Below are 19,285 nucleotides of genomic sequence, written 5' to 3' on the forward strand. Positions count from 1 at the left end.
TATGTCAGACCTATCTCGACAAGAATTCCGCAAACTTATCCGTGAAAAACGCAATGCGCTGTGTAGTGACACTCAGTTTCAAGCAGGGCTCGATCTGATTCACCAATTTTCACAATTACCGGAAATCAAAACCGCACAACACATTGCCATCTACCTCTCCGCCGATGGCGAGTTAGACACCAAACCTCTAATAGAGTCACTATGGCAGAAAGGTAAGTCGATTTACCTGCCCGTCATCCACCCTTTCTCGAAAGGTCAGTTACTCTTTTTGCAGTATCTCAATGATGATCAGTTGGTGTACAACAAATACGGAATCTTAGAACCTGCGCTGGATATTCGTCACCTCAAACCAGTGCGTGACCTTGATGTTATCTGCACGCCGCTAGTAGGATTCGACAGCGTTGGCCATCGCCTTGGTATGGGCGGAGGCTACTACGACCGTACGCTCTCACGCTGGTTTAGTACTGGCGAAGGCGCAAAACCTATCGGTATTGCCCACGATTGTCAGCACGTTGAACGTCTACCTGTTGAAAATTGGGATATTCCATTGCCTAAGATCGTGACTCCAAGCCAAATCTGGCAATGGGAAAAGTAACATTTACCCGCTATAATCACGCCGCAAACGTTAACGAACATCTATTCAGGAGATTGGCATGACTCAAGATGAAATGAAGAAAGCGGCTGGTTGGGCAGCACTTAAGTATGTTGAGAAAGGCAGCATTGTCGGTGTTGGTACTGGCTCTACCGTGAATCACTTCATCGATGCCCTAGGCAGTATCAAAGATGATATCAAGGGTGCAGTGTCTAGCTCTGTTGCTTCAACTGAGCGTCTAAAAGAGCTTGGTATTGAGGTTTATGAGTGTAACGACGTAGCAATGCTAGATATCTACGTTGATGGTGCAGATGAAATCAACGCAGCACGTGAAATGATCAAAGGCGGCGGTGCTGCACTGACTCGTGAAAAGATCGTTGCGGCTATTTCAGAAAAATTCGTATGTATCGTTGACGGCACAAAAGCCGTTGACGTACTTGGCCAGTTCCCACTTCCTGTAGAAGTTATCCCAATGGCGCGTTCTTACGTGGCTCGTGAATTGGTAAAACTGGGCGGTGACCCTGCATACCGTGAAGGCGTAACAACGGACAACGGTAACGTAATCCTAGACGTACACAACATGCAAATCACTAACCCGAAAGAGCTTGAAGACAAGATCAACGGCATTGCAGGCGTGGTAACTGTGGGTCTATTCGCTCACCGTGGTGCAGACGTGGTTATCACTGGCACACCAGAAGGTGCGAAAATAGAAGAATAAATCATTAGATGATTTAAATTTTCTGTTATTTCATTACATACGGCGCCCTAGTGCGCCGTTTTTTCTTCCTTTTTCTAAGAAAAGCATGCCTTATTCCGTAATTTTCTTACCCAAAGCAAAAATTTTTTGTTACTTTATTGAGCAGAAGACGCACAGGGAAACGTTTGTCTTCCGACAAAACTGTTAATTATCCCCTTTTTAATGGTTTTGCTTTATGTGCGCCACATTAGCCCACCTTTCCATTTTAAGGACGAGAAAAATGGCCAAAGTTTCACTGGAAAAAGAAAAGATTAAGATCCTCTTGCTCGAGGGACTTCACCCTTCTTCAGTTGAAGTTCTTCAAGCAGCTGGCTACAGCAACATTGAATATCACAAAGGTTCCCTTCCAGAAGAAGAGCTGATTGAAGCAGTAAAAGACGTACACTTCATCGGAATCCGCTCCCGAACGAACCTATCAGAAGAAGTGATCAATGCGGCGAACAAGCTGGTCGCGATTGGCTGTTTTTGTATCGGTACCAACCAAGTAGACCTAGACGCAGCAGCGCGACGCGGTGTCCCTGTCTTTAACGCACCATTCTCAAACACGCGCAGCGTAGCAGAGCTCGTACTTGGTCAAATCCTACTGCTTCTTCGTGGTATCCCAGAGAAGAACGCACTCGCTCACCGCGGTGTTTGGAAAAAGAGTGCAGACAGCTCTTACGAAGCACGTGGTAAGCGTCTGGGCATCATCGGTTACGGTCATATCGGCACTCAGTTGGGTATCATCGCAGAAAACTTGGGCATGCGTGTCTACTACTACGATATCGAAAACAAGCTTTCTCTAGGTAATGCAACGCAAGTGTTCACCATGAGTGAGCTACTGAACAAGTGTGACGTGATCTCTTTGCACGTACCTGAAACACCAGAAACTAAGAACATGATGGGTGAAGCAGAGTTTGCACGCATGAAGCCCGGTGCAATCTTTATCAACGCTGCACGTGGTACCGTGGTCGATATCCCTGCGCTATGCCATAGCCTAGAATCCGGCCATATCTCGGGGGCTGCGATTGATGTATTCCCTGTAGAACCGAAAACCAATGCGGATGCATTTGAGTCTCCATTGCAGAAGTTCGACAACGTCATCTTAACTCCACACGTCGGTGGCTCAACGCAAGAAGCGCAAGAGAATATCGGTGTTGAAGTAGCAGGTAAACTGGCGAAATACTCAGATAACGGCTCAACCCTATCAAGCGTGAACTTCCCAGAAGTATCACTGCCTGAACACCGTGAATGCTCGCGTCTACTGCACATCCACAAAAACCGCCCAGGTATCCTGACGCAAATCAACACCATCTTCGCAGAAGAAGGCATTAACATCGCGGGTCAGTACCTACAAACGGCAGCAGAGATCGGCTACGTAGTTATCGACGTTGAGACGTCTCGCTCAGAAGAAGCACTCGTGAAACTAAAAGGCATCGAAGGCACAATTCGTGCTCGTATCCTTCACTAATCGCGGATTAATGAACATAAAAAAGGCAGGGACTTTCCTGCCTTTTCTGTTTCTATTCATCGTGTTTAACTGGGCTTATTTAAGCTTGTAAACCACATCAACTTGGTCACGAATCACAAGTGTAGAGTCTTGGTAGCTGTTAGAGCTCTCTCTCGCATCCATTGCCATCGAGCGCATCAGTACAGGGCGAGCGTGCATTTGGTTATAATTGATCTGCCACACATCACCGAGCTTCTTATCAAAACCCGTCGCTAAAGAGGCCGCTTTGCTTTGCGCGTCTTTAATCGCTGCCATGCGTGCCTTTTGCTGGTACTCAGATTGGTTACTCACTTTAAGCTGAATATTGTCGACTTGGTTGATGCCCGCCTTAAGCGCCATATCCAAGTATTCATTCAAATTCGCTAAATCACTGACGGTTACATCAATGCTGCGTGACGCTCGGTAACCAACCAGTTCCGCTTTCCCAGATTTCGGGTAGTGGTACTGAGGCGCTAAGTACAAGTTTGAGCTGGTAATATTGTCTTTCGATAAACCAGCATCGGCTAGGCTCTTAAGAAACTCATCAACCGTATTATCGACCGATTGTTTCGCCTGCTCAGCCGTCATTGTCGTATCAACAACCTTTACAGAGAAGGTTGCCATATCTGGTGTTGCAACCACCTCACCGTAACCCGTGGTTGATACATGGGCAAAATTCGGCACATCATTCGCAAAAACAGAAATGCTGGTAAGGCTGAGTGCTGAGGCCAATAAACATGAAGACAGTTTCATTCGATAAATCCATCCGTTTTGAAAGATTGAAGTCACTCCACATGCCGGAGTTCAGGCGAGATACTCGACGAATGCCTTGGCGAATGAATTGGCGTCTAAACTCGAACAATAAGAGACACCAATGAACTGGAGTGTATATAGACTCATCATAGAAACTTCTGCCAATTATCCAAGCGCCCTACGCGACTTCTAACACAACTTTGACTGTGTTACTTCGCAGTGATTTCCGTTTAAAACGCGAGTCAGTTGGGAACTTATTGCGGAAGGTGCTGTTGCGCGTAGCCTACAATCGCTTGTGAAATCTCTTGAAGCACACCCGTTTCTAACTGCCAGTGATGCCAGTAAATTCGATACGACATCAAAAAGCCCGGCGTAATATCGATTAACTCGCCATTCTCTAATTCATCAGTGATCTGCAACCTAGGAATCAAACAATAAGCGACTCCAGCTAATGCCATTTTAAGAAAAGCTTCAGAACTACTGATGTTGTGATGAATCACGCTGTCTGGCCTAACGTTGAAGTGTTCAGTCAAAAACTTCTTATGTAAATCATCGTATTGGTCATAAGAGACTGCTGGCGCTTTAGCCAGTGTTTGATTATTCACGCCTTCTGTAAAATATCGCTGATAAAACTCAGGGTTGGCGACACAAACATAATCAATGCGACCAAGGTAATCCGCTCGACAGCCCGGGATGGCTTGAGATTCCAAACTGATTGCCCCAGCGACCTCACCACTTCTGAGTTTTTCAATTGAGCGCGACTCACCGTAGATGGTTAACTTAAGCTCTACTTGACGATGCTTCATTACATCCTGCAGCGCAGGTAACAGCCATGTCGCAAGACTATCTGCATTGGTTGCTAATGAAAGCTGTACAGGGCGTGTTGTGGTGTCGTTTTTGAGTTCTGGTAGGATTTCATGCTCAAGGAGCCTGACACGGCGATAAAGCCCGAGTAACTTCTTACCTATCGGGGTTGGCTTGGGTGGTTGCTCACGAATAAGAACCGGCTGAGCGAGATATTTCTCGAGTTGCTTGATACGCTGGGAAATGGCTGATTGCGAAACAAAAAGGTGCTCCGCTGCTCGGTCAAAACTGCCTTGGTGTACCACCGCATCCAAAGCCTCTATCCACTTATAATCCAATCCTCGCACGTGTTTTTCCTCCCTAATAAACGCCAAAGCCAAAGCCAAAGCCAAAGCCAAAAGATAAGCAAAGCTAATAATATATTAAAATCATTAATTATACTTATTTCAATAAAAGCTTTATCTTCCACTCCTCTGTTGTTCTATTGCTAAATTTTTGAGGTGTGTTGTGAGCTTTTGGGTGTTATTACAAGGATTCGGTTTAGGTGCGACAATGATCATTCCGATCGGTGCGCAGAATGCGTATGTCCTTAACCAAGGTATTAAGCGTCAACATCACCTGACGACCGCGACCATCTGTAGCATCCTAGATATGCTCTTCATTTCGCTCGGCATTTTCGGTGGCGGTGCCATTCTGTCGCAAAATGAAATCCTACTGACATCGGTAACATTAGGTGGCATTGCTTTCTTGAGCGTTTACGGCTTACTGTCATTAAAGAGTGCATTCAAACCCGCAGACGCTTCGGAGTCGAAAGGTGAAGTGGTTGCGCGCGGGCGCCGCACCGTGATTCTCGGCGCACTGGCGGTTACCGTTTTGAACCCGCACCTCTACTTGGATACTGTGGTTATCTTAGGTTCTATCGGTGGTCAGTTCGAAGGCAACGATCGTATCGCATTTGCAATGGGCACCATCATGGCGTCATTTGTATGGTTCTACACGTTGTCATTAGGCGCAGCGAAGTTGGGCCCGACACTCTCAAAACCGAAAGTGAAGAAAGGCATCGATATTGCGGTTGCCGCTATGATGTTTACTATCGCTTTTGTACTTGCGAATGAGTTAGTCACCAAATACTGGTAAAGACAAATAGGAAAGAAACACGACATGGAGTCACTGGAAAAAATCTATCAACTCAATCGAGAGCGATTTAATGCGCTCTCCATCCCCTTTCGAGAGTGGCAGCATGAAACCATTCTCGACTTCGAAACCGACATCAAAGTCGCCGCACAACTCGGTTGGACCGGCACGCATACTAAGAGTCTTTTTCTCAAGCTAAAAGGGCAAGGTTATGCCGTATACTTAACCGACAAGGACTCACGTTTAGACTCCAAGCAAATCAAAGCCATGACTGGTAAACGACCTTCAATTTGCAGCGACGATGAAATGGTTGAACAGCTAGGCTGTGTACCCGGTGCAGTTTGTCCTATTGGCTTACCTGAGCATGTCACTATTATCGTCGATACGGCACTCTACCAACACGATGAGCTGCTCTATACACCTGGTTTACCCGAGTTCACCTTTGGCTTCGCAGGTAGCGAACTTAAACGTCTGCTCCTTGCTGGCAGCAACACTCTGCTAGAACTTTAGAACATTGGGATATAAAAAAAGCGAGGCCATTGCCTCGCTTTTTCATGTTCTCAATCGAAGTGATTAAGCTTCTACTTTGTTCAAGTGAACGTCCATTTGTGGGAATGGAATTTCGATACCAGCTGCATCCAACGCTTCTTTGATTGCTAGAGTAGAATCGAAGTAAACGTCCCAGTAGTCAGCTGTTTTACACCATGGACGAACCACGAAGTTAACTGAAGAATCTGCTAGTGCTAACACACCAATCGTCATGTCTGGATCTTTCAGGATACGAGGGTCTTTTTCTAGCGTTTCACGAATCACTTGTTTAGTTTGCTTAAGATCCGCTTTGTAAGAAACACCAATCACTAGATCTACACGACGCGTCGCGTGGCGAGAGTAGTTAGTGATTGCGCCGCCAATAACTGACGAGTTAGGTACAACAACCATTTTGTTGTCTGGTGTTTTTAGTACAGTTTGGAAGATTTGAATTGCTTCAACGCTACCTGCCACACCGCCGATTTCTACATAGTCGCCAGACTTAAATGGACGGAATGCAACAATCAATACACCCGCAGCGAAGTTAGATAGTGAGCCTTGTAGAGCAAGACCAACAGCAAGACCTGCCGCACCGATTACCGCAACTACAGATGCAGTTTGAACACCTACACGACCTAGTGCCGCGATAAGTACGATAACAAATAGAAGGTAACGAACTAGACCGTTGACGAATTCAACAACCGCTTTGTCCATCTTTTTCTTTTCAAGCACTTTTGAAACGCTGTTTGCTACCGCTTTAACGATAATGTTACCGATAAATAGGATCAGCAGTGCAGAGATGATGTTTACACCGTACTGAATAAGAAGATCTGAGTTGTTATTTAGCCATGTTTCAGCTTTGCTCAAACCATCCGTTAAAGAGGTATCGATACCCATCGATTCACCTGCCATATTCGTATCCTCAAAATAAAGATATATAAATCTAATTGCCGTTAACTTATGAACCGTGTTTTTTATAGGTTCTTATTCACAACAACATCCCTATTGTTTTCCTGAACACTGTCAGATTTTTGGCACAATATCTCAAAACTGAAATTTTGCAAAGTCAGAGTTTCGCAAAGACCTACAAAACAAAGTGTTATCAGAGTTTTCTGATATCGGCATATTACAGAGTACGCAATGGATTTACATTTCGCCACACTTTTTACTTGGTTTTATGCCACTTGGTGCTGAAATGCGCTTGGTTTCGAAATTTGCGCCAAAAACAGAAGGGATATGAAGTGAGGTGATCATATAGCAGTTGACCGAGTTATCAATTGCCACAAGAGAGAGAATCCGAATTGTCTCATTGTCTAGACATAAAAAAACCCGCTCTAAGAGCGGGTTTTTAGAAACTCAGGTAAGACGAATTATAGTACGTCTACTGCGTTTAGGTCAGCAAATGCTTTCTCTAGACGAGCTACCATTGAAGCTTGACCAGCACGTAGCCATACGCGTGGATCGTAGTACTTCTTGTTTGGCGCGTCTTCGCCAGTTGGGTTACCGATTTGACCTTGTAGGTAATCACGGTTGTCAGCTTCGTACTGACGGATACCATCCCAAGTTGCCCACTGTGTATCAGTATCGATGTTCATTTTGATAACACCGTAACCGATAGACTCTTGGATTTCTGCTTCAGTAGAACCAGAACCACCGTGGAATACGAAGTTTAGAGCGTTTGGTGCAATACCGAACTTCTCTGCACAGTATGCTTGAGAGTCACGTAGGATAGTTGGAGTTAGAACAACGTTACCTGGCTTGTAAACGCCGTGTACGTTACCGAAAGATGCTGCGATAGTGAAGCGGTGTGAAACAGCGCTTAGTTTCTCGTATGCGTAAGCAACGTCTTCTGGAGAAGTGTAAAGCTCAGATGCGTCCATATCAGAGTTATCAACGCCGTCTTCTTCACCACCAGTACAACCAAGTTCGATCTCGATTGTCATGTTCATTTTAGCCATGCGCTCTAGGTACTTAGCACATGTTTCGATGTTCTCTTCTAGAGACTCTTCAGAAAGGTCTAGCATGTGAGAAGAGAATAGAGGCTTACCAGTTTGAGCGAAGAACTCTTCACCAGCGTCTAGTAGACCGTCGATCCATGGTAGAAGTTTCTTAGCAGCGTGGTCAGTGTGTAGGATTACTGGCACACCGTAAGCTTCAGCTACAGCGTGAACGTATTTAGCACCAGCTACAGCGCCAAGGATTTGAGCACCTTGACCTTCAAGTTTAACGCCTTTACCAGCGAAGAAAGCTGCGCCGCCGTTAGAGAACTGAACAACAACTGGAGCTTTAACTTTTGCAGCTGCTTCAAGTACTGCGTTTACAGAATCAGTACCAACAACGTTTACTGCTGGAAGTGCAAAGTTGTTCTCTTTTGCTACTTCAAATACTTTCTGAACGTCATCGCCAGAGATAACACCTGGTTTTACGAAGTCGAAGATCTTAGACATGGATGTAATCCTATTTATCTGTCGTTTTATAAACAAAACTTGTTAAATTGAAAATCTTGCAAACGTTTGCTCACAACTGGGGCTATTTTAGCAGAGTTCCACTCTCGTTGCAGCAAACAAGAAAGCGGGAGAGGACTCCCGCTTTACTAATATTACTTAGCGCGTGCTTCTAGCATTTCAACTGCTGGAAGTACTTTACCTTCTACGAACTCAAGGAAAGCGCCGCCGCCAGTAGAGATGTATGATACGTCAGCTTTGATACCGAACTTGTCGATAGCTGCTAGCGTGTCACCACCACCTGCAACAGAGAAGCCTTCAGAAGCTGCGATAGCTTCAGAGATACCTTTAGTACCTGCTTCGAAGTTCTTGAATTCGAATACGCCTACTGGACCGTTCCATAGGATAGTCTTAGCGTTCTTAAGGATTTCTGCTAGTTCAGCAGTTGAATCTGGACCAAGGTCGAAGATCATGTCGTCGTCTTGTACTTCAGAAACGTGCTTGATTTCAGCTTCTGCGTTCTCGTCGAATGCTTTCGCACATGCAACGTCAGTTGCTACTGGAATTGCACACTCGTCCATTAGCTTCTTAGCTGTTTCAACTAGGTCTGCTTCGTATAGAGACTTACCTACGTTGTGGCCAGCAGCTGCGATGAATGTGTTAGCAATACCACCGCCAACAACTAGTTGGTCAGCGATTTTAGATAGAGACTCAAGAACAGTTAGCTTAGTAGAAACTTTTGAACCACCTACGATAGCAACCATTGGACGAGCTGGCTTGTCCATTGCTTTGCCTAGTGCTTCTAGTTCGTTTGCTAGTAGAGGACCAGCACATGCTACGTCTGCGTGCATGCCTACACCGTGAGTAGATGCTTGTGCACGGTGAGCTGTACCGAATGCGTCCATTACGAAGATGTCACATAGAGAAGCGTATTGCTTAGACAGTTCTTCTTCGTTTTTCTTCTCGCCTTTGTTGAAGCGAACGTTTTCTAGAACAACGAGTTCACCAGCGTTTAGTTCTAGACCGTTTAGGTAGTCTTTCGCTAGTTTAACTTCGCAATCTAGTGCGTCGTTTAGGTAGTTAACTACTGGTTGTAGAGAGAACTCTTCAGCGTATTCACCTTCAGTTGGGCGACCTAGGTGAGAAGTAACCATAACTTTAGCGCCTGCTTCTAGACAGTGCTTGATAGTTGGAAGAGATGCGATGATACGTGCATCTGAAGTTACTTTACCGTCTTTTACTGGCACGTTTAGGTCAGCACGGATAAATACACGTTTACCTGCAAGATCCAGGTCAGTCATCTTGATTACAGACATGATGTGTCCTCTCAAATATTAAATAATTAAAGTTTTTAAAAACTCGGCAATCCTGCCAAGCCCGTTAATTCTTCAAACTGGTTACTGATATGGAGATACGTCAGATTTATTTCAAGGCTTAAAATAAAAATTTTCTCCATCGCCTCTTCACCATTATTGCTCCACTTGTGAAGAAGCTTGCATTGCTAAGGCGGTATCCAGCATCCGGTTAGCAAAGCCCCATTCGTTATCGCACCAAACGAGCATTTTTACGAGTTGCCCGTTACTCACTCTTGTCTGAGTTCCATCCACAATTGCACTATGGGGATCGTGGTTAAAGTCGATGGAAACGAGCGGCGATTCAGTATAGTCAACAATGTCACGTAATGTACACTGAGATGCGTTAACAATGGTTTGATTTACGTCATTAACTTTCACATTTGTACTAATTGTGACACTTAAATCCATCGCAGTGACGTTAACTGTCGGAACTCGAACCGAAATTGCTTCGAATTTGTTGGAAAATTTCGGGAAGATTCTTTCAATACCCTTATGCAACTTAGTATCGACTGGAATGATGGATTGACTGGCCGCACGCGTACGGCGTAAATCATTGTGGTAAGCGTCGATAACTTGCTGATCGTTCATTGAAGAGTGAATCGTGGTGATAGTGCCAGATTCAATGCCAAAGGCCTCATCTAAGACTTTGATGATAGGAACGATACAGTTGGTGGTACATGAACCATTGGACACCACTCGGTGTTCATCTTTGAGGGTTTCGTGGTTCACACCGTAGATAATGGTGTTATCGAGATCGCTTGCGCCAGGATGTGAAAACAGAACTTTTTGCGCGCCAGCTTCAATATGAGCTTGGCCGTCGGCTTGTGAGCCGAAAACACCTGTACAATCGAGTACAATGTCGACTTCTAAGTCACGCCATGGCAAGAGTTCGATTTCTGCAAGGTGAAGGATTCTAATCGAATCGAATTCGCCACTGTCGTGGTGAACATAGAGGTGTTCTTGGTCATGCGAGATTTTCTTTCCGAAGCGGCCATGACTGGTGTCATATTGAAGAAGATGTGCCATCGCTTCGGGTTGCGCGAGTTCATTAACCGCCACAACTTTTATCTGCTGATGCTTACCGCTCTCATATACTGCTCGCAGTACATTACGACCGATACGTCCAAATCCATTGATCGCAACTTTTAGCATTTATCCTTCGCCTCACCAAAAATTCGTGTCACAGATAGTACCTGATACGGAGGCTGAGCGCATTAAGTAAGTGATCTACCTCGCGGTAAACTATCTTTTCACTTCACAATATATTCACACCAGAAATATATTAATTTCTGACCTCGCGTATTTCACTTGGCACTTTAGCTCCTTGTTTGACCACCAAAGGAAATGCGTATGTCAGGTTTTCCCGCAGCTCACTTTTGTAAGCGATGCAATAGAGAAACACCACACTCTGAAGTGCTAGTCCGTAAACCAAGCAGTTATGATACGGATAAATCGATTCTTGGAACGTTAAAGCTTTGGGCTCATACCCTGCTGAACGGCGGTCACTATTACGATATGGATCGCTATGTCACCTGTAAGGAATGTGGACACAAAGAGAAGGACAACTGGGGAAAAGAATTTGAGTAGGCACAAAAAAACCGAGCATTAACGCTCGGTTTTTCTTTTATCTTCGTAAGCTTACGCTAGCAGTTCTTTTGCTGTGTTCACTACGTTTTCTACAGTGAAACCAAACATTTCGAACAATTGGTCAGCAGGCGCAGACTCACCGAATGTTGTCATACCGATGATGCGACCGTCGAAGCCAACGTACTTGTACCAGAAGTCAGCAATACCCGCTTCTACAGCGATACGAGCTGTTACGTCTGATGGCAGTACTGATTCACGGTAAGCCGCGTCTTGTTTGTCGAATGCATCTGTTGATGGCATTGAAACAACGCGTACTTTCTTACCTTCAGCCGTTAGTTGTTCTGCCGCTTTCACTGCTAGTTCAACTTCAGAACCTTTCGCGATGTCCGCTACTTGTTCAGCTGTACGTTCTTGTTGCGCTAGGTTTTGACGAGAGAAGATAAGCGCCGATGGGCCATCTTTACGTTCAATCGCTAGTTTCCATGCTACTGCAGACTCAACTTGGTCACATGGACGCCACGTGCTCATGTTTGGAGTCAGACGTAGAGACGCCATTTGCTCAACTGGTTGGTGAGTTGGGCCATCTTCGCCAAGACCGATAGAGTCATGCGTGTAAACTTGGATGTTCTGAATTTTCATCAGAGCAGCCATACGCATTGCGTTACGAGCGTATTCCATGAACATTAGGAATGTTGCGCCGTAAGGAACGAAACCGCCGTGTAGCGCGATACCGTTCATGATCGCTGTCATACCAAATTCACGTACACCGTAGTGGATGTAGTTACCAGAGAAGTCGTTCGCTTCTAGAGACTTAGAACCAGACCACATGGTTAGGTTAGAAGGTGCTAGGTCAGCAGAGCCGCCCATAAATTCTGGAAGCATTTGACCAAACGCTTCTAGTGCGTTTTGAGATGCTTTACGTGATGCAATGTTTGCTGGATTAGCTTGAAGGTCAGCAATAATTTGGCTTGTTTTCTCTTCCCACTCAGCTGGAAGTTCGCCGTTTAAACGACGCTTAAGCTCTGCTGCTTCTGCTGGGTAAGCCGCTGCGTATGCTTCAAACTTCGCGTTCCAAGCCGCTTCTTTTTCAGAACCTGCAGCTTTCGCATCCCACTCAGCGTATACGTCTGCAGGGACTTCAAATGCTGGGTGTTCCCAACCTAGGAATTCACGCGCTGCTGCGATTTCTTCCGCACCTAGTGGCGCACCGTGACAGTCGTGAGAACCAGCTTTGTTTGGAGAACCAAAACCGATGATAGTTTTAGTACAGATAAGTGTTGGACGAGGGTCTGCTTTCGCTGCGATGATAGCTGCGTTGATCGCTTCAGAATCGTGACCATCTACAGCAGGGATTACGTGCCAACCGTAAGATTCAAAACGCTTAGGCGTGTCATCAGAGAACCAGCCTTCAACGTGACCATCGATAGAGATGCCGTTGTCATCCCAGAATGCGATCAGTTTGCCAAGGCCTAGTGTACCAGCAAGAGAACAAGCCTCATGCGAGATACCTTCCATTAGACAGCCATCGCCCATGAACACGTAAGTAAAGTGATCAACGATGTCGTGGCCTTCTTTGTTGAACTGAGCCGCTAGTGCTTTCTCAGCCATTGCCATACCAACAGCATTAGTGATGCCTTGACCTAGAGGACCCGTCGTTGTCTCGATACCTGGTGCGTAGCCGTACTCTGGGTGACCAGGAGTCTTAGAGTGAAGCTGACGGAAGTTCTTAAGATCGTCGATAGACAGCTCGTAACCGCTCAGGTGCAGTAGAGAGTAAATCAGCATAGAGCCGTGGCCGTTAGACAGTACAAAACGGTCGCGGTCAGCCCACTCTGGGTTAGCTGGGTTGTGGTTTAGGTGAGAACGCCAAAGAACTTCAGCGATATCAGCCATACCCATAGGTGCGCCTGGGTGGCCAGAGTTAGCTTGTTGAACACCATCCATGCTAAGAGCGCGGATTGCATTTGCGAGCTCTTTGTTTGAAAGAACGTTACGAGAAGACATGTCTGCTCCTGAGTGCATTAAGCGAATTGATAAAGGAATGTGGGCACATTAACCAAGAGTACTGGGTATAAAAGTGCGGGCAACATTCTCTCAAAGCCAAAATCTGACTGCAAACGTTTTACTCACCATTTTTGAGGTTTTAACTCAATCTTTTCGCACTTAATGGACAATTTATTAAAAATTCACCCCATCAAAAGCAAACGATTGGGTAATAAGCTAGACAAATTCAAATAGAAAAAGAGCTTGTAATTCGACCGTGGGAAATTAAAATAGACGTCTAGATGTAGAAACACCTACAAACTGTATTGTATTTTTCGTGGCAAGCTTGCGTTAGTTAGCCATGAGTAAACCTTAAGATTGGAGCTATCATGGCTAAGCACCTGTTCACTTCTGAGTCGGTATCAGAAGGTCATCCAGATAAAATCGCAGACCAAATCTCTGACGCAGTTCTTGATGCAATTCTTGAGCAAGACCCAAAAGCACGTGTTGCTTGTGAGACTTACGTTAAAACCGGCATGGTTATGGTTGGTGGTGAAGTAACGACTTCTGCATGGGTTGATATCGAAGAAATCACTCGTGAAACTGTTCGTGAAATTGGTTACGTTCACTCTGATATGGGCTTTGATGCGAACTCGTGTGCGGTTCTAAACACCATCGGTAAGCAGTCTCCAGACATCAACCAAGGTGTTGATAAAGCAGACCCTAAAGAGCAAGGTGCGGGCGACCAAGGCATCATGTTTGGTTACGCAACTAACGAAACTGAAATCCTAATGCCAGCTCCAATTACATACTCTCACCGTCTTGTTCAAAAACAAGCTGAAGTTCGTAAGAGCGGTAAACTAGATTTCCTTCGCCCAGATGCGAAATCTCAAGTAACGTTCCAATACGACCAAGGTAAGATTGTTGGTATCGATGCAGTTGTTCTTTCAACTCAGCACTGCGATTCAGTAACAACACCTGACCTACGTGAAGCAGTAATGGAAGAGATCATCAAGCCAGTATTGCCTTCAGAGTGGATCACTAAAGACACAAACTTCTTCATCAACCCAACCGGTCGTTTCGTTATCGGTGGCCCAATGGGTGACTGTGGTCTAACTGGTCGTAAAATCATCGTAGATACTTACGGCGGTGCAGCTCGTCACGGTGGCGGTGCATTCTCTGGTAAAGATCCATCGAAAGTAGACCGCTCAGCAGCTTACGCAGCACGTTACGTAGCGAAAAACATCGTAGCAGCTGGCATGGCTGACCGTTGTGAAATCCAACTTTCTTACGCAATCGGTGTTGCTGATCCAACGTCTATCATGGTTGAAACGTTTGGTACTGAGAAAGTATCTCACGACATCATCATTGAAGCAGTTCGCCAATTCTTCGACCTACGTCCATACGGTCTACAAGAAATGCTTAACCTGCTGCAACCAATCTACAAGCAGACAGCAGCATACGGTCACTTCGGTCGCGAAGAATTCCCATGGGAAGCGACTGATAAAGCTGAACTTCTACGTGACTTCGCTGGCATCAAGTAATCGAGCCACGCTAGAATCGATAAAGCCCTCGCCTCTGGCGGGGGCTTTTTGTTTCTCCCCTTCCTCTTCTCCCTTATTTGTTCTGTGAACAAAAATTCAGCAATTATTTGTAAATTGCCTCATCTCCGCCAATAGTTAACATAATGTTAAGTACACTTTTCGATGCATATAACGTAAAGAAATATGATGCAGGCTCACGTGGCTAAAAGAGTCATGAAAAACGTCAGCCGAACATCTTTTATGGCCTAGGTGCCACCGTGGGACTAAATCAAGGAGGAGTTATGCCTCGTACCGTGAATCCATCCGACTTCCAAAATAAACGAAAGGAAGTCCCAGATAACGAATACGCCAGAACCATTCCATGCAACACTGTGAATCTTTCTGCACCCTTTCATTGGCTCGCACTGGGTCTGCACGACTTCGTTCGCATGCCTATTATTAGTGCCTTTTACGGCATCTGCTTCATGGCCGCAGCGATTGGTATCGTGCTTCTGGTTCAATGGCAAGGCACGCACCTTGTCGTAATGCCGAGCTTGATTGTTTACATGCTGATCGGTCCATTTCTAGCACTTGGCTTATATGACGCAAGCTGGGAAAGAGAGCGTGGGCACAAACCAAGCTTGTTCCACTCAATGAAAGCCATTGGGCGTAACTCGACCTCTCAATGGGCATTCGCCGTATTGCTCGCAGTGTGTATGATTTTCTGGATGCGAATTGCTGCACTGCTTCATGCGCTATACCCTTCTGTACAAGGTGCTCCGCTGACTGAATTCTTACCTTTCTTAGTGATCGGTTCACTCGTTGGTTTTGTCTTGGCTTGCGTGGTCTTCAGCATTTCTGCTTTCTCCATCCCGCTGATGATGGAGCGCCGCGTTGATATGATGACCGCCGTTTTCACAAGCTTTAACGCGGTAAAATCCAACATTCCAGCGATGATTGTATGGGCTGCCATTATTTGTGGCGGTATCTTAATCGGCTTTGCGACGTACGGTATTGGTATGCTCTTCACCATGCCAATCCTAGGCTATGGTACATGGCATGCTTACCACGCGACGATTAAGAAAAAACACACGCCTTAGAAAACTGATGCTATGATCCAGCCCTCGCAAACGCGGGGGCTTTTTTATTGGGTAAACGGGGTAAATCGTGGATATAGAACTGAGCTACAAAGCCAAACAGGTGATGGCAAATTGCATCGCGATGGCAGAACAAGCCTTCAAACGTTCTTTTCCAATTCCATCTCTGACTTTCAATGTACGTGGCAAAGCCGCTGGCAAAGCCTATTTACAGCTGAATGAAATTCGCTTGAACCCAAAACTCTTTAAAGAAAACCCTCAAGCGTTTCTCAAAGAAGTAATCCCACACGAAATCGCGCATCTCATTGCTTATCAAGTTTACGGTCGAGTTCGCCCGCACGGAAAAGAGTGGCAAGGCGTAATGGAAGCCGTGTTCAAAGTTCCAGCTAAGACAACGCACAGTTTCGATGTTGCCTCTGTACAAGGTAAAACCTTTGAATACCGCTGTGGTTGTATGACTTATCCGTTGTCCATTCGTCGCCATAACAAAGTTCTTCGCAAAGAAGCGGTATACTCATGCCAGAAATGCCGCCAACCGCTGAGCTTTACAGGCACTCAGCTCTCCTAAAGCCCCAAATTTCCCACTTTTTCATTCCAGAAAGAGAGACATTCGCTCTCAAAGTCTCTCTTTTTACCCATTATTGTTTATTTACTCACCACTAAAGCCCATTTGTGCGTGTTAGAATGAATAAAGTCATACTTTATAAAGACTTTAATCATGAAATACCTGTTCTCTTTATTCCTACTTGCGCTTTCTAGTGCGGCAATTGCTGCGCCTCCAAGCTCTTTCTCTGCGGCTAAGCGTGAAGCGGTAAAAATATACGCCGATCACCCAACCAGCTTCTACTGTGGTTGTGACATCAAATGGCAAGGTAAGAAAGGCATACCCGACCTTGCTTCATGCGGCTACCAAGTTCGTAAACAAGAAAAACGCGCATCGCGCATCGAATGGGAACACGTTGTCCCTGCTTGGCAATTCGGCCACCAGCGTCAATGTTGGCAAAATGGTGGACGCAAAAACTGCACAAGAAACGACAATGTCTTCAAATCAATGGAAGCCGATCTCCACAACCTGACTCCAGCTATTGGCGAGGTAAACGGTGACCGTTCGAACTACAACTTCAGCCAGTGGAACGGTATGGACGGCGTCAGCTACGGTCGTTGTGAAATGCAGGTTAACTTTAAGCAGCGTAAAGTCATGCCGCCCGATCGCGCGCGTGGTTCAATTGCACGTACTTACCTCTACATGAGTAAAGAGTACGGCTTCAAACTGTCTAAGCAACAAACTCAATTAATGAGTGCCTGGAACAAATCCTACCCTGTAGACAAGTGGGAATGTGAGCGTGATGAGCGCATTGCTAAGATTCAAGGCAACCACAACCCATTCGTTCAAGAGGCTTGTCGCGCGCTGTAATTCTTCCTGCGATTACCGCGATACACCTTCGTAGTTTGAGGCGTTATCATTTACTGCAATGGAAACGCCTCTTGCCCCTTGTTTTTTCGGTGGAAAGCATCCATGTTAGTGTCTAAACACTCGCGTATGCAGGAAATCGAAACACTATGCGTATCCCTCGAATTTATCATCCAGAAACCATTCAACAACTTGGCGTTATCGCTCTTAGCGACGATGCAGCTGGCCACATTGGTCGCGTGCTGCGTATGAAAGAAGGTCAAGAAGTCCTGCTCTTTGACGGCAGCGGCGCAGAATTCCCAGCAGTCATCAGCGAAGTCAGCAAAAAGAATGTGATGGTTGAGATCTCTGAACGCGTAGAAAGCAGCATTGAATCACCACTTGACCTTCATCTTGGTCAGGTCATTTCGCGTGGCGACAAGATGGAATTCACCATCCAAAAATCGGTGGAACTTGGCGTTAATACGATTACACCGCTGATCTCTGAACGTTGTGGTGTGAAACTAGACCAAAAACGTTTTGAGAAGAAACTGGCTCAGTGGCAAAAGATTGCGATCAGTGCGTGTGAACAGTGTGGTCGCAACGTAGTACCTGAAATTCGCCCTATCATGAGCCTAGAAGAATGGTGCCAAGAAGAGTACGACGGCTTGAAACTAAACCTTCATCCACGCGCTAAATACTCGATCAACACCCTGCCAACACCAGTTGAAAAAGTTCGTCTATTAATTGGCCCTGAAGGCGGTCTATCTTCTGACGAAATCGACATGACTCGCGAATACCAATTTGAAGAGACGCTACTCGGTCCTCGCGTTTTGCGCACCGAAACAGCGGCTCTGACAGCAATTACAGCTTTACAAGTTCGTTTCGGCGATCTTGGTTAAAACGGAGAAAAATAATGATCAAACTCGGTATCGTAATGGACCCAATCTCGTCCATTAACATCAAAAAAAGACTCTAGCTTTGCCATGATGCTTGAAGCGCAACGCCGCGGCTACGAAATCCACTACATGGAAATGAACGATCTGCACCTAGACCAAGGTAAAGCAATCGCAGACACTAAAGTGGTTGAGCTTAAAGAAGATCCAAACGGCTGGTATGAATTCAAATCAGAGCAGACTATCGAACTGTCTGAGCTTGATGCAGTGCTAATGCGTAAAGATCCTCCGTTCGACACTGAGTACATCTACGCAACTTACATCCTTGAGCGTGCTGAAGAGCAAGGCGCACTGATCGTGAACAAGCCACAAAGCCTACGCGACTGTAACGAGAAACTGTTCACCGCTTGGTTCCCAGAACTAACGCCAACCACCATCGTGACGCGTAAAGCAGAGAAGATTAAAGCTTTCCGTGAAGAACACGGTGATGTGATCCTAAAACCGCTCGATGGTATGGGCGGCGCATCTATCTTCCGCGTGAAAGAGAACGATCCAAACGTATCGGTAATCATCGAGACATTAACGAACCACGGCCAAAACTACGCAATGGCGCAAACCTTCGTGCCAGACATTAGCAACGGTGACAAGCGCATCCTAGTAGTTGATGGTGAGCCAATGCCTTACTGCCTTGCTCGTATCCCAGCAAAAGGTGAAACGCGTGGCAACCTAGCGGCTGGCGGCACGGGTGAAGCTCGTCCATTAAGTGAAACTGATATGAAAATCGCTCAAGCGGTGGCACCAACACTAAAAGAAAAAGGTCTTATCTTTGTGGGTCTTGACGTGATTGGCGACAAGCTAACGGAAATCAACGTAACCAGCCCAACCTGTATTCGTGAAATTGAAGCTGCTTTTGATATTTCTATCACAGGCAAGCTAATGGACGCGATTGAGCGCCGAGTGAAAGGCGAATAACT

At 45.8% G+C, this 19,285-nt stretch carries 18 protein-coding genes and 1 pseudogene; 12 read left to right on the top strand and 7 right to left on the bottom strand.

The genetic code is table 11. From position 1 onward, the window contains the following. The first annotated feature begins 1 nt into the window (after position 1). The 3 genes from KHO06_RS14155 (at position 2) to serA (ending at position 2,799) form a co-directional block, all read left to right on the top strand. Positions 2-595 (top strand): 5-formyltetrahydrofolate cyclo-ligase, encoded by a 594-nt coding sequence (locus KHO06_RS14155; RefSeq protein ID WP_212581775.1) that lies wholly within the window; start codon positions 2-4, stop codon positions 593-595. A 58-nt stretch (positions 596-653) separates the two neighbouring features. Continuing rightward, positions 654-1,310: a ribose-5-phosphate isomerase RpiA gene (rpiA, locus tag KHO06_RS14160; RefSeq protein WP_005436473.1), complete on the top strand. Its 657-nt coding sequence runs from the start codon at positions 654-656 to the stop codon at positions 1,308-1,310. A 259-nt stretch (positions 1,311-1,569) separates the two neighbouring features. Continuing rightward, positions 1,570-2,799, top strand: a complete 1,230-nt coding sequence (serA, locus tag KHO06_RS14165) for a phosphoglycerate dehydrogenase (RefSeq protein ID WP_045451144.1) — start codon at positions 1,570-1,572, stop codon at positions 2,797-2,799. A gap of 75 nt (positions 2,800-2,874) precedes the next feature. Here serA and KHO06_RS14170 read toward each other — a convergent pair whose 3' ends face one another. Together KHO06_RS14170 and KHO06_RS14175 are read right to left on the bottom strand one after the other, a co-directional pair. Then, entirely contained in the window at positions 2,875-3,570 is a 696-nt protein-coding gene (locus KHO06_RS14170) for an oxidative stress defense protein (protein WP_005429927.1), read from the bottom strand. 254 nt (positions 3,571-3,824) lie between these two features. Continuing rightward, positions 3,825-4,721 (bottom strand): LysR family transcriptional regulator ArgP, encoded by an 897-nt coding sequence (locus KHO06_RS14175; RefSeq protein WP_005429925.1) that lies wholly within the window; start codon positions 4,719-4,721, stop codon positions 3,825-3,827. A gap of 160 nt (positions 4,722-4,881) precedes the next feature. Between KHO06_RS14175 and KHO06_RS14180 the strand changes: the two genes are divergently transcribed. Both KHO06_RS14180 and KHO06_RS14185 read left to right on the top strand, forming a co-directional pair. Then, positions 4,882-5,511: a LysE/ArgO family amino acid transporter gene (locus KHO06_RS14180; protein WP_005429924.1), complete on the top strand. Its 630-nt coding sequence runs from the start codon at positions 4,882-4,884 to the stop codon at positions 5,509-5,511. A gap of 24 nt (positions 5,512-5,535) precedes the next feature. Further along, the gene (locus KHO06_RS14185; RefSeq protein WP_212581776.1) at positions 5,536-6,018 is read left to right on the top strand and encodes a YbaK/EbsC family protein; all 483 of its coding nucleotides are present in this window, start codon (positions 5,536-5,538) and stop codon (positions 6,016-6,018) included. A 63-nt stretch (positions 6,019-6,081) separates the two neighbouring features. Here the strand turns inward: KHO06_RS14185 and mscS are convergent, their stop codons facing one another. The 4 genes from mscS to epd all read right to left on the bottom strand — a co-directional run bounded on the left by mscS (position 6,082) and on the right by epd (position 10,987). Next, the gene (mscS, locus tag KHO06_RS14190) at positions 6,082-6,948 is read right to left on the bottom strand and encodes a small-conductance mechanosensitive channel MscS (protein WP_005531607.1); all 867 of its coding nucleotides are present in this window, start codon (positions 6,946-6,948) and stop codon (positions 6,082-6,084) included. Between the two features lie 458 nt (positions 6,949-7,406). Further along, positions 7,407-8,483, bottom strand: coding sequence for a class II fructose-bisphosphate aldolase (gene fbaA / locus KHO06_RS14195; protein WP_005531604.1), 1,077 nt, complete (start codon positions 8,481-8,483; stop codon positions 7,407-7,409). Between the two features lie 152 nt (positions 8,484-8,635). Then, positions 8,636-9,796, bottom strand: coding sequence for a phosphoglycerate kinase (locus KHO06_RS14200; RefSeq protein ID WP_005436484.1), 1,161 nt, complete (start codon positions 9,794-9,796; stop codon positions 8,636-8,638). A 153-nt stretch (positions 9,797-9,949) separates the two neighbouring features. Then, positions 9,950-10,987, bottom strand: coding sequence for an erythrose-4-phosphate dehydrogenase (gene epd, locus KHO06_RS14205; protein ID WP_212581777.1), 1,038 nt, complete (start codon positions 10,985-10,987; stop codon positions 9,950-9,952). A gap of 198 nt (positions 10,988-11,185) precedes the next feature. Here epd and KHO06_RS14210 point away from each other — a divergent pair, with 198 nt between their 5' ends. Next, positions 11,186-11,422: a hypothetical protein gene (locus tag KHO06_RS14210; protein WP_045384536.1), complete on the top strand. Its 237-nt coding sequence runs from the start codon at positions 11,186-11,188 to the stop codon at positions 11,420-11,422. A gap of 51 nt (positions 11,423-11,473) precedes the next feature. On the opposite strand, the gene tkt is transcribed toward KHO06_RS14210, so the two are convergent. Further along, on the bottom strand, positions 11,474-13,426 hold the full coding sequence (gene tkt, locus KHO06_RS14215) for a transketolase (RefSeq protein ID WP_212581778.1): 1,953 nt from the start codon (positions 13,424-13,426) through the stop codon (positions 11,474-11,476). A gap of 368 nt (positions 13,427-13,794) precedes the next feature. Here tkt and metK point away from each other — a divergent pair, with 368 nt between their 5' ends. From metK to gshB, 6 genes and pseudogenes are all read left to right on the top strand, one after another. Continuing rightward, a complete protein-coding gene (metK, locus tag KHO06_RS14220; protein ID WP_005425833.1) occupies positions 13,795-14,949 on the top strand; it encodes a methionine adenosyltransferase in 1,155 nt (384 codons plus the stop codon). Positions 14,950-15,230: 281 nt separating this feature from the next. After that, positions 15,231-16,028 carry a DUF2189 domain-containing protein gene (locus KHO06_RS14225; protein WP_045371819.1) on the top strand — a complete coding sequence of 266 codons (798 nt, stop codon included), beginning with the start codon at positions 15,231-15,233 and terminating at the stop codon, positions 16,026-16,028. Between the two features lie 67 nt (positions 16,029-16,095). Next, positions 16,096-16,593: a SprT family zinc-dependent metalloprotease gene (locus KHO06_RS14230; RefSeq protein ID WP_212581779.1), complete on the top strand. Its 498-nt coding sequence runs from the start codon at positions 16,096-16,098 to the stop codon at positions 16,591-16,593. 150 nt (positions 16,594-16,743) lie between these two features. Beyond that, on the top strand, positions 16,744-17,439 hold the full coding sequence (gene endA, locus KHO06_RS14235) for a deoxyribonuclease I (RefSeq protein WP_005425828.1): 696 nt from the start codon (positions 16,744-16,746) through the stop codon (positions 17,437-17,439). 146 nt (positions 17,440-17,585) lie between these two features. Continuing rightward, the gene (rsmE, locus tag KHO06_RS14240; protein WP_005425825.1) at positions 17,586-18,317 is read left to right on the top strand and encodes a 16S rRNA (uracil(1498)-N(3))-methyltransferase; all 732 of its coding nucleotides are present in this window, start codon (positions 17,586-17,588) and stop codon (positions 18,315-18,317) included. 14 nt (positions 18,318-18,331) lie between these two features. After that, positions 18,332-19,283 (top strand): annotated as a pseudogene (gene gshB, locus KHO06_RS14245) (glutathione synthase). Positions 19,284-19,285: the final 2 nt, after the last annotated feature.

The sequence above is a fragment of the Vibrio sp. B1FIG11 genome (assembly GCF_905175335.1).
Lineage (GTDB): Bacteria > Pseudomonadota > Gammaproteobacteria > Enterobacterales > Vibrionaceae > Vibrio > Vibrio campbellii.